13 protein-coding genes are annotated in these 13,891 nt (G+C 65.6%); 7 read left to right on the top strand and 6 right to left on the bottom strand.

The genetic code is table 11. From position 1 onward, the window contains the following. Nucleotides 1-7 precede the first annotated feature (7 nt). From ISS97_RS08330 to hemH, 5 genes are all read right to left on the bottom strand, one after another. Nucleotides 8-403, bottom strand: coding sequence for a transposase (locus ISS97_RS08330; protein ID WP_404580091.1), 396 nt, complete (start codon nt 401-403; stop codon nt 8-10). A 281-nt stretch (nt 404-684) separates the two neighbouring features. After that, complete coding sequence (locus tag ISS97_RS08325) at nt 685-2,562, bottom strand: aspartyl protease family protein (RefSeq protein ID WP_379985301.1); 1,878 nt, start codon at nt 2,560-2,562, stop codon at nt 685-687. Nucleotides 2,563-2,898: 336 nt separating this feature from the next. Next, a complete protein-coding gene (locus ISS97_RS08320; RefSeq protein ID WP_379985302.1) occupies nt 2,899-3,711 on the bottom strand; it encodes a helix-turn-helix transcriptional regulator in 813 nt (270 codons plus the stop codon). A 59-nt stretch (nt 3,712-3,770) separates the two neighbouring features. Continuing rightward, a complete protein-coding gene (locus tag ISS97_RS08315; RefSeq protein ID WP_379985303.1) occupies nt 3,771-4,622 on the bottom strand; it encodes an alpha/beta fold hydrolase in 852 nt (283 codons plus the stop codon). After that, a complete protein-coding gene (gene hemH, locus ISS97_RS08310; protein WP_379985532.1) occupies nt 4,619-5,665 on the bottom strand; it encodes a ferrochelatase in 1,047 nt (348 codons plus the stop codon). Before hemH ends, ISS97_RS08315 begins: the two co-directional genes overlap by 4 nt. Nucleotides 5,666-5,774: 109 nt before the next feature. Here hemH and ISS97_RS08305 point away from each other — a divergent pair, with 109 nt between their 5' ends. The 5 genes from ISS97_RS08305 (at nt 5,775) to ISS97_RS08285 (ending at nt 8,376) form a co-directional block, all read left to right on the top strand. Then, nucleotides 5,775-6,464, top strand: a complete 690-nt coding sequence (locus tag ISS97_RS08305) for a lipid-binding SYLF domain-containing protein (protein ID WP_379985304.1) — start codon at nt 5,775-5,777, stop codon at nt 6,462-6,464. 65 nt (nt 6,465-6,529) lie between these two features. Beyond that, entirely contained in the window at nt 6,530-6,763 is a 234-nt protein-coding gene (gene tatA, locus ISS97_RS08300) for a twin-arginine translocase TatA/TatE family subunit (RefSeq protein ID WP_379985305.1), read from the top strand. A gap of 14 nt (nt 6,764-6,777) precedes the next feature. Then, entirely contained in the window at nt 6,778-7,155 is a 378-nt protein-coding gene (gene tatB / locus ISS97_RS08295) for a Sec-independent protein translocase protein TatB (RefSeq protein ID WP_379985306.1), read from the top strand. After that, complete coding sequence (tatC, locus tag ISS97_RS08290; protein ID WP_379985307.1) at nt 7,142-7,903, top strand: twin-arginine translocase subunit TatC; 762 nt, start codon at nt 7,142-7,144, stop codon at nt 7,901-7,903. Before tatB ends, tatC begins: the two co-directional genes overlap by 14 nt. A gap of 11 nt (nt 7,904-7,914) precedes the next feature. Then, complete coding sequence (locus tag ISS97_RS08285; RefSeq protein WP_379985533.1) at nt 7,915-8,376, top strand: cupin domain-containing protein; 462 nt, start codon at nt 7,915-7,917, stop codon at nt 8,374-8,376. Nucleotides 8,377-8,483: 107 nt separating this feature from the next. On the opposite strand, the gene ISS97_RS08280 is transcribed toward ISS97_RS08285, so the two are convergent. Then, nucleotides 8,484-10,574 carry a TonB-dependent receptor domain-containing protein gene (locus ISS97_RS08280; protein ID WP_379985308.1) on the bottom strand — a complete coding sequence of 697 codons (2,091 nt, stop codon included), beginning with the start codon at nt 10,572-10,574 and terminating at the stop codon, nt 8,484-8,486. A gap of 73 nt (nt 10,575-10,647) precedes the next feature. Here ISS97_RS08280 and ISS97_RS08275 point away from each other — a divergent pair, with 73 nt between their 5' ends. Continuing rightward, on the top strand, nt 10,648-11,850 hold the full coding sequence (locus ISS97_RS08275) for a murein hydrolase activator EnvC family protein (RefSeq protein ID WP_379985309.1): 1,203 nt from the start codon (nt 10,648-10,650) through the stop codon (nt 11,848-11,850). A 385-nt stretch (nt 11,851-12,235) separates the two neighbouring features. Further along, complete coding sequence (locus tag ISS97_RS08270; RefSeq protein WP_379985310.1) at nt 12,236-13,603, top strand: S41 family peptidase; 1,368 nt, start codon at nt 12,236-12,238, stop codon at nt 13,601-13,603. Nucleotides 13,604-13,891 lie beyond the last annotated feature (288 nt).

The following is a 13,891-nucleotide window of genomic DNA, read 5'->3' as shown; positions in this document are numbered from 1 at the left end:
AGGGCTTTCACTCGAGCCCTCCTGGCCCTCGCCCTTCGGGCGGCTTCGCCGTGCAAATCGGCAATCCTGCCGGTTTGTAGCCCACAAGGAGGGCTCCTACAGCGAGACGCTGTTCCAGTACGGGTAGTCGAGTATGTTGTCGACTAAGCCGGCTCGCAGGGGGTTGGCTATGATGTAACTGCGCCGCAGTGATGACACCTTCGTCGCGGCGCAGCGCATGGTCATGGAAGCCACGGGCCCATACTTGCCTGGGGAAGTCCGCACGAAGTCGCTTTGTTGTGACAGCCTTGAAGCGATTCATGACGAGCGAGATGTCATCGTTGGCGCCAAGCTGGACGAGGCCATGCCAATGGTCGGGCATGAATATCCAACAGAGAACCTGCGCATCGCCCCACGTGCCCATATTCAACATGCAGCGCGACGCAGGCAGTGCGAGCGAGTTCATGGGTAGCGAACAGAGGTTGCCGATCTGCCGTGGCGGTAGTGACTAAATAGATCTGCCCGGGAATTGAGCAACGACCGATTCGTAATGAGCGATGGCCAGGTGAGCATGTCATCTGGCCAGTCTGCTTCGTTGCTTGTCGTAGTGCTGTAGGAGCGCACCCTGTGCGCGACAGGCGCCCGGGAGTTTCGCTTCGTAGGATTTTCGCCCACAGGGTGGGCTCCTACAGGTGATTCTGGGGGCTATTTCGGCGCTACATCCCGCAGCTTCATCTCCACCACGCGACCATCGCTCAGGGTCAGCTTCAGCGGCGTCCCCTCCGGCTGCTCCATCCGGGCTTTGCGCGCCTCGCCCAGCCCCATCGACTTCGCCGCCTTGCCGTTGATCGCTGTGATCGCATCGTCTTCCTTCAGGCCTGCCTGCGCGGCGGGGCCGCCCGGCATGATCCAGCTGACCACGTAGCGATCCGGTTGATCCTGCGGTTTGCTGGCGCTGAAACCGGCCATGGCGTAGTGCCGTGTTGCGGGTTCGGCGCGAGGCATCAGCACCATGTGCTGGCGGCGGTAGTCGAAGTGCACGTTGTAGCGGGACAGGACATCCTGGCCTATGTTGCCGGCCTCGCTGGGGTTGCCGGTGGCGCCGGCGTCGGCGCGGGTGAGCATGGCGACGACGTTGTCGAGTTTGTCGCTGCCAAGCTTCATTGACTGGGTGTGCGCGAAGTGCGCCGTGAACTCGCCACCGACACCGCCGGTGGGCACGGGCGCGCCGTTCTCATAGCGGCCGGTGATACCCATGCGCCCGGCCCATTGCGGAAACATCAGGGTGAGGCCGGAGTTGCCGGTATCGATGCCGAAGACGCCGCGATGCCCGTCGATTTCCGCCTCGGTCAATGGCATGTCGTCGGTGAAGCGCAGCGGGAGCACGTTGCCTTGGCGCGCGGCCGGAGCCTGTCCATGGTCGTAGGGCTGCAGGACGAGCTGCCTGCGGTCGTAGTCGAACGTGACGGCGAAGCGCTGGAAGATTTCCAGGCCGAGAATGCCGGCGATCGGTTCGCGTCCTTCACCGCGCTCGCACATGGCATAGGGATACGGCATCACCAGGAAGGGCAGGTCGCGAATATCGGCGTCGCCCATGCCGAGGTGGTCCACATGCGTGTAGGCGGTGCTCATCGTGCCGGGACCGGAGCCCGCGCTGGCGCCCTGGCCCTGGGTGGCGAACCCGAGCTTCTTCGCGGCGTCAGCGGTGAGAATGGCGTGGCCGCCAGTATCAAGAATGAAAGGCAGGGGTCCCTTGCCGTTGATGCTCACGTCGACCAGCAGAAAACCGCCTTCGAGATGCATGGGCAAGGTCGCCTGGCTGGCGCCATTGGCCATGGTCACGTCGCTCACCTTGTTGGCTGGACGTTGCAACGCGGTGGTCGGAGGGGTGTCCAGCCACTGGTAGCGATCGACGATATCCGTGCCGGTGTTGGCCTCGCTGCCAGAGGCGGTGAGGCCGCCGATGGCGATGCGGAACGGCAGTTGCACGCCGTCTACGCTGCGGTAATCGCTGTACTTCTGCACGATGGTGAAGAAGGAGCTCTGCCAGGAGGCATGATCCAGGCGATGCGTGGCGGGGTCGATCCACAGCGTCACCGCGCGTCCGCCAGTGGGCGTGGCTTCCAGGCGCGCGTAGCGGCGGCCTTTGTCTTCGGCATCCGGCAGGCGGCGGTAATTCACCGCGTCCGATTTGGCCGACAGGAAGCCGAAGCGGCGCAGCCAGTTTTCGCTGGTCGCTACGGTGACAGCCTCATCCGAATCGTAAGGATGAGTGAGGCCGGTGATGTCCTGGTGCCATCGGCCCTGCGCGTCGAAGCCGTCGGCGCCGCTGAAGACGCTGTTACGCGCATGCGAAGCGTAGTAGCCGTTGCGCAGGTCGACGGTTTGCTCCCAACGGCCGCTGAGGCCGTCGACTTCTTCCTTGCCTTGCGCGACGAGCGCGCCATGCCGCTGCAGTGCGGCGGCACCGTGCGCCTGTTGGAGCTGGCGCAGCAGGTCATGGGTGTCGTCGGCGACGGCGAGCGTGGGCAGCAACAGGCTGCCGAGCAACAGCAGATGGGGGAGGGGGCGAAGCTTGAGCATGCGGGCGGTTCCTTGCGGTAGGCGAGCGCATGCTGCCCGAGCCTCACGTCACCGGTCTAGGACGCCTTTGATGCTTTAGGACGCACATTGCAGTTAGAGCCTGCTCGAAGCCTCCGCGTGGCCCTCGTTGAGTCGCAATGGCCGCCAGGTGGTGGGGCGTGGCGCAGCGCCTGACTTGCTGTCAGGCCAAGCCGCGCACTGCCGCCTGGCGGCCATTGCGACTCAACCCTTCGGGCCGGTCCTGTTTGCGTGCAGGGCGGCGTCATCGCTCGGTTGTGTACGGACGTACACGCCCTCGTTCTTCCTTGCCCTGCGCGCAAACAGGACCGGCGAGGGCTACGCGGAGGCTTTGAGCAGGCTCTTCTGCCGAAAGTCACGCGGCGTTTCGCCGGTCACGCGCTTGAACACGCGTGCGAAGTGGCTCTGATCGGTAAAGCCTGCTGCGATGGCGACATCGGCGATGGATGACTCTTCCTCCGCCAGTGTGCGGCAGGCCAGGCGGATGCGCAGCGCGCGGCGATAGTCGCCGACCGACATGCCCTGGGCCTGCTGGAACCGCCGTGCGAGATGCGCCGGATGCACGCCGGCGAGCGCACCCAGCTCCTGTAGCGAGAGATTCGCCAGTGGATCGTCCTGCAGCCGTTCGAGCACGCGTGTCAGCCACGCGGGCTGGTGCTCGTCCTTTCCATTGCGGCAGGCCAGCGCGATCAATTCGAAGATGGCCGACTGCAGGGCCAGCGGCGCGGCATCATCGGTGGCCGCCAGTTCGCGTTCGATGCGTGCCAGCAGACGTGGCGCTTCGGGCAGCGCGAGCGCGCGGTGGTCGCTGAGCAACCGCTGCATGCCTTCGCCGGTCGCGAATTCATGCGAAGGGAAGATGCTCAGGCAGCGCGCGCCCTGTGGCGAAAAGCGGTTGGCGTGGCGATGTCCTTCCGGGTGCACCAGCAGCAGGCCGGTTTCGCAGGCGGTGTCGCGCCCACTGGCCTGCTGCACATAGGCGCCATCCGCGACCAGGCAGAGATACGCCTCGTCATGCTCATGCAGCGGCAGGCTGTCATCGCCGGCATAGCGCGTGGTGGACACCAGCATGCCGCCGATCGAGCGGAGCTGTTGCGGTGATCCGTAGTTGGCGCGGCCGAGATGCTGCATGGCTGCAGTTTACGCAGTGTTGGCCAGCTTCCACGTGCCGTAGGTCAGGGATGCCTTGGTCAGTGTTGCCCTAAGTGCGCGGTGGCCCAGTCCGCTACCGCCTGCGGATGTTCCAGGTGCAGATGGTGTCCGCCGTCGAGATGGCTCACCGCTATATCGTCGACACAGGCCGCGCGCAGTTCCATGGGATGGCTGGGCAGATACGAGGTTGCCGGTCGTGCCAGCAGCAAGGCCGTTGGCGCGCGGATACCGCGCAGCAACGCGTGGATCTGGCTTTCGGCGATGCGCAGCGGTGAGGTGCGGGTCAGGCGTGGGTCGCTGCGCCAGCACCAGCCGTCGGCGACCTCCAGCAAGCCGCGCTCCACGATGGGCCGCGCCAGTTCGGCGCGCAGGCCGCCGGCGATGGCGCGCGCGGCGATGGCTTGCTCGATGTCGCGGAATACACGCAGCCCCTTGTTGTTGGCCGGGGTGGTGATGCCATCGCGGAAACGTTGCAGGGTATGCGAACCGTCGTCACCGAGCGGACCCAGTCCCTCGATCAGCAGCAATGCCGCGATGCGTTCTGGCGCGGCGGCCGCCAGCATCGCGGCGATGCCGGCGCCAAGCGAATGGCCGAGCAGGTCGAACTGCTGCAGGCCGAGCGCATTGGCGGCGGCGAGTGCGGTGCGCACGTAATCGACGAAGTGATAGTGCGTGCCCGCCGGCAGGTGATCGGAATGACCATGGCCGGGGAGTTCGAGTGCGATCACGCGCCTGCGATCGGCCAGCAGTGGCGCCAATCGCGCAAAGCTGCCGGCATTGTCCAGCCAGCCGTGCAGGGCCAGTAGCGGCGGTGCGTCGTCCGCGCCCCAGACCTGTGCGCGCAGGGTGAGCTGCGGCAGTTCGATGGAGCGTTCGATGGCGCCGTTCATGCGCCGGCTTCCGGCCAGCCCTGCATATGGCGCAGTGCTAGCGCGGCAAGACTGGCGACCTGGCCGTCGCTGTCGTTGAGCGCCGGGATGTAGCGCAGCTCCTGTCCGCCCGCCTCGACAAAGAAATCGCGGTTCTGCATGGCGATTTCTTCCAGCGTTTCCAGGCAGTCGACGGCAAAGCCGGGGCAGGCGACGTCGAGCCGCTTCACGCCCTGTGCCGCAAGTTCGCGCACGGTGGCGTCGGTATAGGGATGCAGCCAGCGTTCGCGGCCCACGCGCGACTGGAAGCTCAACAGCAGTTGCGATTCGTCCAGTTCCAGCCGCTCGCGCAGCCGTCGCGCGGTGGTCTGGCATTGCTGGAAGTAGGGGTCACCCGCTTGTACGTAGCGTTCCGGGATGCCGTGGAAGGACAGCAGCAACTTGTTCCCGCGGCCGTTCACCGCCCACCAGCGCTCGATGCTTTGCGCCAGCGCTTCGATATGGCCTGGATCGTCGTGGTAGTCGTTGACCACGCGCAGTTCCGGCGGCCAGCGCAGGGTTTTGAAACTGTCCGCCACGGCGTCGATCACCGAGCCGGTGGAGGTGGCGGAATATTGTGGATACAGCGGCAGTATTAATAAGCGGCGGACGCCGTCGCGCTGCAGCTGCTCGATCTGATGCGCCACCGACGGCTCGCCATAGCGCATGGCCAGGGCAACGCGGATCGGGCCGAGTGCGCGTTGGTCCAGTTCGGTCTGCAGCCTTGCGGCCAGTGCTTCGCTGCCGACGCGTAGCGGGGAACCTTGCGGGGTCCAGATGCGTCCATATGCATGCGCGGAACGCGGCGGGCGTATGCGCAGGATCACGCCATGCAGGATCAGCCACCACAACCAGCGCGGATACTCGATGACGCGAGGGTCGCCGAGGAACTCCGCCAGATAGGGACGCAGTGCTTTTGCGGTCGGCGCCTCGGGTGTACCTAGGTTCACCAGCAACACGCCAGCCTTAACGGCACGGTCATCGGAAACGCCGGCCAGGCCGGTATAGTGGCTGCTGCGTGGCATGGTGACCGTCGTGGCGGGAAGCGCCGTGAAGTCTGCCACAAGCCGTCCGGGGCGCTGCATGACCCGCTGTCGCAGCCTGCCTCATCGAACCCGGTTACAGGAGTCATCCATGATCAAAGCATCACTGCACCGTCTGTTGCTCGCCGCCCTGGTTCTGCTGTTGCCGGCCATGTCGGTCCATGCCGAGGATCCGCCGCTGATGCGCGCGCAGAACTCCGTGCGTGTGCTGAAGGAAATCATGGAGGCGCCGGACAAATCGATTCCGGTCGATCTGCTGAAGGAAGCCCACGCGATCGCGGTGATTCCGGACATGATCAAGGCCGGTTTCATCTTTGGCGGCCGTCGCGGCGAAGGCCTGATTTCGGTGAAGGGACCGGACGGTACCTGGTCCAATCCCAGCTTCGTGACCCTGACCGGCGGCAGCGTGGGCTTCCAGGCCGGCGTCTCGTCGACCGATGTGATCCTGGTGTTCCGCACCCAGCGCGGCGTGGATTCCATCGTCAACGGCAAATTCACCCTGGGTGCCGATGCCGCGGCGGCGGCGGGGCCGGTCGGCCGCACCGCCACGGCGTCGACGGACAGCCAGTTCAAGGCCGAGATCTACTCGTACTCGCGCTCGCGCGGCCTGTTCGCCGGCGTGGCGTTGGACGGCTCGGCCCTGCGCATCGATTACGACGCCAATGAGGAGATCTACGGGAAGGGCATTACCCCCCGGCGCATCTTCGAGGGTGGCGTGAACAAGGTTCCGGGACCGGTGGTCGATTTCCGCGACCGCCTGGAGGAGTACACTCAGCGATGAGTCGGAAAGGCCGGCGCACGGTGTGCGAACGTTTTCCGGTCAATTTCCGCTTTTGAGGCAACCCCATGAGCATTACCCATCTCATTCTTCTGTTGGTTGTTGTGGTGCTGATCTTCGGCACCAAGAAGCTGCGCAACATCGGTGGCGACCTCGGTGGCGCCGTGCGCGATTTCAAGAAAGGCCTGGATGGCGGTAGTAGCGACGACAAGCCCAAGGATGAAGATCGCCTGCGGGCCGATCCGCCGGCCGCCGGCAGCAACACCACGCAGAACCAGCACGACACCACCGAAACCAAGTAAGCGGCGCGCAGGCGATGATCGAGATCAGCTTCGGCAAGCTGGTATTGCTCGCGCTCATCGCGCTGATCGTGCTCGGCCCGGAAAAACTGCCGGGCGCCGCGCGTACCGCCGGCGCCCTGTTGCGCCGCGTGCGCACCGGCTGGGACAGCGTGCGGGCCGAGGTGGAGCGTGAGCTTCAGGTAGAAGAGATCAAGCGGCAGGCACGCGAGGCCGCCGCCCATGCCGAGGCGGCGCAGTCCGAGCTGGACGCCACCTTGCGCCAGATTCGCGAAACCGGTTCCGATGTCATGCAGGCCAAGCCTGCCGACAAGCCCGCAGAAGCGCCGGACGAAGCCACCGCAGCCACCGCCCCCGCCACGCCACCCAGGGAAACACCGCATGGCGGCGCCTGAGCAAGATGAGTCCGAAGGTCTGGAACAAGGCCTGTTCTCGCACCTGATCGAACTGCGCTCACGCCTGCTCAAGGCCGTGGTGACCGTGGTGCTGGTCTTGCTGGCGCTGGCGCCGTTCGCCAATCGTCTCTATGCCGAGCTGGCCGCACCGTTGGTGGCGCGTCTGCCGGAAGGCGCGCACCTGATCGCCACCGAAGTGGCCAGCCCGTTCGTGACGCCGCTGAAGCTGGCGTTCTACGCGTCGCTGTTCATCAGCATGCCGATGATCCTTTATCAGCTGTGGGCCTTCGTCAGCCCCGGCCTGTACAAGCACGAGAAACGCCTGGCGCGGCCACTGCTGGCGGCGGCGCTGGTGCTGTTCTACACCGGCTGCGCGTTCGCCTATTTCCTGGTGCTGCCGGCCGCGTTCCGTTTCCTCACTGCGGTGACGCCGCAGGGTGTGGAGATGATGACCGACATCACGCATTACCTCGATTTCGTGATGCTGATGTTCTTCGCCTTCGGTCTGTGCTTCGAGGTGCCGGTGGCGGTGGTGATCCTTGCCGCGATCGGCGTGGTCAATCTCGAACAGCTGCGCGGCAGTCGCCGCTACGCCATCGTCGGCGCGTTCGCCATTGCGGCCTTCATCACGCCGCCGGACATCACCTCGATGGTGATGCTGGCGATTCCGATGTGCTTCCTCTATGAATTGGGTGTGCTGGCGGTGCGCTGGCTGGTGAAGCCGGCACCCGCATCCGCTAGCGATTGAGATCCATGTCCATCCATCCGCGTGCCGCAGAACTGATCGCCACCCTTCAGCTGCAGCCGCATGTGGAGGGCGGGCATTATCGGCGCTTCCATACATCTACCGCTCCCGATGGCGTCCGCCCGCCGCTCAGTGCGATCCACTTCCTGCTCGCCGATGGCGAGATCAGCGACTGGCATGTGGTCGATGCGGACGAGGCATGGCATTACGTGGAGGGCGCGCCCGTCGAGCTGCTGGTGTACTACGCGGCCGAAGGTCGCCTGGAGCGTCGCCGCCTGGGATCGCTCGCCGATGGCGCCACACCCGCACACGTGGTGCCGGCGCATGCATGGCAGGCGGCGCGGCCGCTGGGTGACTACAGCCTCGTGACCTGCGTCGTGGCGCCCGCTTTCGAGTTCGCCGGATTCCGCCTGCTCGACGATAGCGATGCATTCGCGGCGCGACTGCGCCCGCTGCTCACCGAAGCCTCCACGTAGGAGCGCACCCTGTGCGCGAAAGCCCTGCGTTAGCAGGGCCGCTTTTGCCACATGAAGAGAAAAGATCGGCCCTGCTAACGCAGGGCTTTCGCGCACAGGGTGCGCTCCTACAGTTCCAACTGGGCGCCGAACATCACACTGCGGCCGGGCGCCGGTTCGTAAAAACGCCCGTTGGATTCGTTGACGATGACCGAGCCGATGACGTGGCGGTCGAAGAGATTGTCGACGCGCGCACTGAGGTGGAGGCGGGTCGCGCCCAGATCGATGCCGTAGCCAAGATCGATACCGGTCAACAGATACCCGGGCGCGCGTGCGCTATCGCGGTCATCTACGGAAACAGCGCCAACGCCTTGCCATTCCGCGCCCATACGCCAGCCCAGTGCGCTGCCACGTTCGATGCGCAACGAGCCATAGTTTTCAGGCACGCCGGGAATACGTGAGCCGGCGGGTACGGTGACGGCCGGGCTGCCCGTAAGGAAGCTGCTTAGAAAGCGGGCCTGTACATGCGTTGCGCCAAGCACTACCCGCCAGCTGTCGCCGAGGTCGCCGCGCAGCGACGCCTCGATACCCTGCCGCCGGCTGCGGCCGATGTTGCGGTAGCTGGCGCGACCGCCCGAGTTGTCGGCAACGGCCAGTTCGTTGCGGCTATCGGCGCGGAACAGAGCTGTGTCGAGTTCCCAGCGGCTGGCGGGTCGCCATTTCGCACCGAGCTCGCTCTGCCGGCTGCGTGAAGGACGCAGATTGAAGGCAAGGCCGGCGCCACCATCGGCACGGTAGCCGAGCTCGGCGAATGTGGGCGTTTCAAAACCTTCGCCATAGCTGGCGTAGAAGCGCAGTTTGTCTCCGGGGCGGTACTGCAGACCCAGCACGGGTGTGGTGGCGCCGTAGCTGACCTGCCCGCTGTCGTCGGGATTACCGGGCGCGATGTAGTGGTCGCGCGAGCGGAAATGCACTTCGCTATGCCGCACCCCGGCGAGCAGCGACCACTGCGTGGCGAAGTGCCAGTAAAGCTGGGCATAAGGGTCGAGGTTCCACACGCGGTCATCTTCATCGCGGCGCAGGCGGCCGGTGACGCCGAGTACATGGCCGGCGAAGTTCTCGTAGCCGCGGCGATGCTGGTCCTGGTCGTCGTAACTGAGCCCGAGCACCAGCTCCAGGGGACGGCCGGCGAAAGCGGCACGGCGCGTCCAGCGCGCATCGAGGCCACCGTAGTCGGTGTCCAGATCGACCACGCCACCGGCATTGAGCGGATTGCGTTGCGCGGCCACCGGCACGGACAGCACCTGCTGCACGCCGCGTTGGCCGTAGTAGGCCATCACACGCCATTGCGTCTGGGCGTCCGGTGCGAACTCATAGACCGCGCCGCCCTGGGTTTGGTGCACGCTTTTGCGCGTATCGAACTGATACGCCACGGCGGGTGCCTGCCGCGGATCGGCTGCGGCCTGGGTACGGGTCAGTCCGAGCGGATCCTGCGCCTGTGGCAGCGCGAGGGTGTTGAACACCAGGGTGAGGTGCCCCGCCTTGCCGAGGTCGAAACCGAGCCGCGCGTTGCCGGATTCGCGCCTGGCGCGGCTGTGATCGCGATAGCCCGCGGTCTGGAAATGCGACACGGCGAGGTTATAGTCGAACGGGCCATCGGCGCCGCGCGTGGACAGGCCAAGGCGCATGCTCGCGTTGCTGCCGGCGAACAGGCCCGTCTTCGTTTGCGCGGGCGTGCTTCCCTCCGCACTCCACAGCTGCACCACGCCGCCGGAGGCATTGCCGTACAGCGCGGAGAACGGCCCGCGCAGCACCTCTACCCGTTCCGCCGCGTCCAGGCTGAAATGCGAAAGCTGTCCCTGGCCGTCCGGCATGGTCGCGGGAATGCCGTCGGCATACAGCCGCACGCCACGCACGCCGAAGGTGGAGCGCGCCCCGAAACCGCGCAGCGACAACTGTTCGTCCTGCGCATAGTTCTGCCGGTCGCGGGCCAGGACGCCGGGCACGCCGATCAGTGCCTCGGAGAGATTCACACCGGGCTTGCCGCTATCCGCCGGTGACACGGTAACCACGCTGAGTGAAGCAGGGAGGTCGAACGGAGGAATATCGAGCCGTGCGGCGTTGACCCGCACGGTCGGCAGGGTGGTATCGGCTGCCCAGCTGGAGACAGCGAACAGCATGCATGCCACCGCAATCGTCGCGCCCCTGGCCGCTTTCATCCGCCGTCCCTTAGATGACTGAGCCTTGGATGGTAGCGGAGACTTTGCGCAAGCTCTTAGGGATAATCAGCCGATGCCAACACACCTGCATTCCGCCCGTCGTTGCATCCGCGGCCTGATCGGTGCCGCGATCCTCCTTGTGGGTTTCGCCGCCATGCCGGCGATGGCACAGGATGCCAAGACCAAGGCGGAGCAGGCCGAGGCGCAGAAGAAACTCGCCGACGTGCGCAGCAAGATGGAAGCGCTGGCGAAGGAGCAGGCGGAGACCGCCGCCAAGCGCGACAGCGCCAGCGCCGAGCTGTCCAAGCAGGCCAATGCCGTCGCCGGCGCCGCGCGCGCGGTGCGGCAGACCGACAGCGACCTGGCCGCCAAGCAGCGCGAGCTGGACAAGCTCCAGCAGCAACGCGCCGAACTGCAGAAGAACCTGGACGGCCAGCGCGCCGCCATCGCCGACCTGTTGCGCGCCACTTACACCCTGGGGCGGGGTTCGGACCTGCGACTGTTGCTGGGTGACGAAGACGTGGCGCGGGTCGCCCGCGCGCTGGCCTATTCGAAGTACTTCCAGGAAGACCGCGTACAGCGCGTGCAGAAACTGATGGGTGATCTCGCCCATCTGCAGGATCTTGAAGCGCAGATCACCACCGAACAGCAGGCGCTGCAAGCCACCAAGTCGCAACGCGAGCAGCGGGCCAAGGCGCTGGAGCAGCAGCGCGCGAGCCAGGCCAAGCTGGTGGCGCAGACCGACGCGCAATACAAGGACCAGGCCGAGCGCCTGGCCGCGCTGAAACAGAACGCGCAATCGCTCAACAGCCTGGTCGACAAGCTGCAGAAGGCCATCGACGAGGCGGCCAAAGCCGCCGCCCGCGCCGCTAAGGCCAACCCCACCGAGCCGACGGTGCCGGCCGGCAAGGGCAGCGCAAATATTCGCGGCAACCTGCCGTGGCCGGCCAACGGCGTGGTCAACACCTACGGCAACGGCGTGCTGATCAAGGCCAACGGCGGTAGCGAAGTGCGCGCCGTGGCGCGCGGCCGCGTGGTGTACGCCGCCTTCCTGCGCGGCTACGGCATGTTGCTGATCCTCAACCACGGCAGCGGCTGGATGAGCATGTACGGCAACAACGAAAGCCTGTTGCACGGCGTCGGCGACCAGGTCGAGGCGGGGCAGGCGGTAGGCACCGCGGCGGCGCCCACTGGCGTCAATACCGGCGTCTATTTCGAGCTGCGCCAGAACAACAAGCCGGTCGACCCGCGCAGCTGGCTCAGCCGCCAACGTTGACGTCACACATCCGGCACCGCAGGCTAAGGACGCTCCGAGCCATTCTACGCAGCCGTCACCGGCTCTGCCCGCCCGCAGATGCGTGGTGCGTTGGCGTAGGCAGACTGGCCGTCTTTCAAGCCAGCGTGCCGCGGAGCTGTGGGCGGGCAGAGCCGGCCCTCACAGTATTAGATTTGAATGATAGGGTGATGTGTGGGAGGTCCGCAGGGTGCGGCCCACGTCTAGGCAAGGCAGCCAGCCTTGCCGTCACCGCGCGCCACACCCTGCGGACCTCCCACACATCATGACGGCTGCGTAGAATGGCTCGGAGCGTCCTGTCATTGAATTCCGGCGCGCCATGGTGGTCCAACCGCGACGCGCCCCTTCGCTTTTCCGGAGTACGTTCATGCGGTTTCCCACCCTGAGTCTGATCGCCCTGCTGCTGGCGGCGCCCATGCTGCAGGCCCAGACGGCCCCCGCCGCCAACGCGGCCAAACCCGCCGCGCCGGCCAAGGCCGCGTCCAGCGAAACGCCCGATGCGGTCGATCTCGACGACATCCGCAACTTCAGCCGCGTCTACGAGGTGGTGCGCCAGGCCTACGTGGAGAAGGTGGACAACAAGACCCTGATGAAGGCCGCCATCAGCGGCATGCTTACCGGCCTCGATCCGCACAGCGAATACCTCGACAAGGAGGGCCTCGCCGAATTGAGCGAGGACACCACCGGCCAGTACGGCGGCCTTGGCATCGAAGTGCTGCAGGTCGACGGCAGCCTGCGCATCATCGCGCCGATCGACGACACCCCGGCCTCGCGCGCGGGCATCAAGCCCGGCGACACCATCATCAAGGTCGACGGCAAGACGGTGGAGCCGGAGAACATCGACGAGATGTTCAAGAAGCTGCGCGGCGATCCGGGCAGCAAGATCGTGCTCACCATCCTGCATGAAAAGAGCGACAAGCCGATCGACATGCCCCTGGTGCGCGAGCGCATCTCCGTCACCAGCGTGAAAGTGCGCGAGCTGGAACCCGGTTACGCCTATATCCGCATCAGCCAGTTCCAGGACGATACCGCGGGCGACCTGGACAAGAAGCTCAGCGAACTGATCAAGAAGAATGGCCAGCAGCGTGGCGCCATTCTCGACCTGCGTTCCAATCCCGGCGGCCTGCTCACCGCCGCCGTCGGTGTGAGCGATGATTTCCTCGACAGCGGCACCATCGTTACCACCAAGGGCCGCTTGCAGGACGCCAATCTCAACTTCTCCGCACACCCCGGCGACCTGCTCAATGGCGCGCCGATGGTTGTGCTGGTCGACAACGGCACGGCGTCCGCCGCGGAGATCGTCTCCGGTGCGCTGAAAGACAACCACCGCGCGCTGATCGTCGGCCGTCGCACCTTCGGCAAGGGTGTGGTGCAGACCGTGCTGCCGCTGGACGCCGAGCATGCGGTGAAGATCACCACCGCGCGTTACTACACGCCCAGTGGTACGTCGATCCAGGCGGAAGGCATCAAGCCGGATATCGCGCTGGCGGATCTGGCGGTGAACAAGGTAGACAGCTCGGCCACCCTGATCGCTTCGGAAGCGGATCTGCGCAATCACCTTGCCAATGAGGATGGCGGCAAGGGCAAGGACATCGATAACGATGGCAGCGCGGAGAACGCGAAGCTGGCGACGCAGGATTATGCGTTGTCGCAGGCGTTGAATGTGTTGAAGGGGTTGGCGTTGAATCGCGGTGGGGTTGTTTCGCCTGGCGCGGCTGGCGCTACCAAGCACTGACGCGTTGCTTCCTCTCCTTCTGGGAGAGGGTTCGGCCCTTGCGCCATTCCCACCTACTTCGTCACCCCTGCGCAGGCAGGGGTCCAGTGATGGTGTGCTCCGATTTTTGTGTCTGCGTGCCCTGGCCGCTTATGCAGCGGGCATTTCGGACGCCTGCCGGCGCCCGAGTTACTTTCTCTTTGCTGGCCCACGCACCCGCAGGAGCGGGTGCGAACAGCGCAGCTGGCCCGAAGGGCGGAGGGCATGGATGCCCGGAGTCAAGAGAAAGTAACCAAAGAGAAATGGCCT

Source organism: Dyella koreensis (assembly GCF_044904565.1).
In the GTDB taxonomy this organism is placed as follows: Bacteria; Pseudomonadota; Gammaproteobacteria; order Xanthomonadales; family Rhodanobacteraceae; genus Dyella_D; species Dyella_D koreensis.
This window is presented reverse-complemented; position numbering and strand designations above follow the sequence as displayed.

Coding starts and splice junctions, on each gene's coding strand:
- ISS97_RS08330 (WP_404580091.1), bottom strand. CDS start 403: ATGGGCACGTGGGGCGATGCGCAGGTTCTCTGTTGGATATTCATGCCC.
- ISS97_RS08325 (WP_379985301.1), bottom strand. CDS start 2,562: ATGCTCAAGCTTCGCCCCCTCCCCCATCTGCTGTTGCTCGGCAGCCTG.
- ISS97_RS08320 (WP_379985302.1), bottom strand. CDS start 3,711: ATGCAGCATCTCGGCCGCGCCAACTACGGATCACCGCAACAGCTCCGC.
- ISS97_RS08315 (WP_379985303.1), bottom strand. CDS start 4,622: ATGAACGGCGCCATCGAACGCTCCATCGAACTGCCGCAGCTCACCCTG.
- hemH (WP_379985532.1), bottom strand. CDS start 5,665: ATGCCACGCAGCAGCCACTATACCGGCCTGGCCGGCGTTTCCGATGAC.
- ISS97_RS08305 (WP_379985304.1), top strand. CDS start 5,775: ATGATCAAAGCATCACTGCACCGTCTGTTGCTCGCCGCCCTGGTTCTG.
- tatA (WP_379985305.1), top strand. CDS start 6,530: ATGAGCATTACCCATCTCATTCTTCTGTTGGTTGTTGTGGTGCTGATC.
- tatB (WP_379985306.1), top strand. CDS start 6,778: ATGATCGAGATCAGCTTCGGCAAGCTGGTATTGCTCGCGCTCATCGCG.
- tatC (WP_379985307.1), top strand. CDS start 7,142: ATGGCGGCGCCTGAGCAAGATGAGTCCGAAGGTCTGGAACAAGGCCTG.
- ISS97_RS08280 (WP_379985308.1), bottom strand. CDS start 10,574: ATGAAAGCGGCCAGGGGCGCGACGATTGCGGTGGCATGCATGCTGTTC.
- ISS97_RS08275 (WP_379985309.1), top strand. CDS start 10,648: ATGCCAACACACCTGCATTCCGCCCGTCGTTGCATCCGCGGCCTGATC.
- ISS97_RS08270 (WP_379985310.1), top strand. CDS start 12,236: ATGCGGTTTCCCACCCTGAGTCTGATCGCCCTGCTGCTGGCGGCGCCC.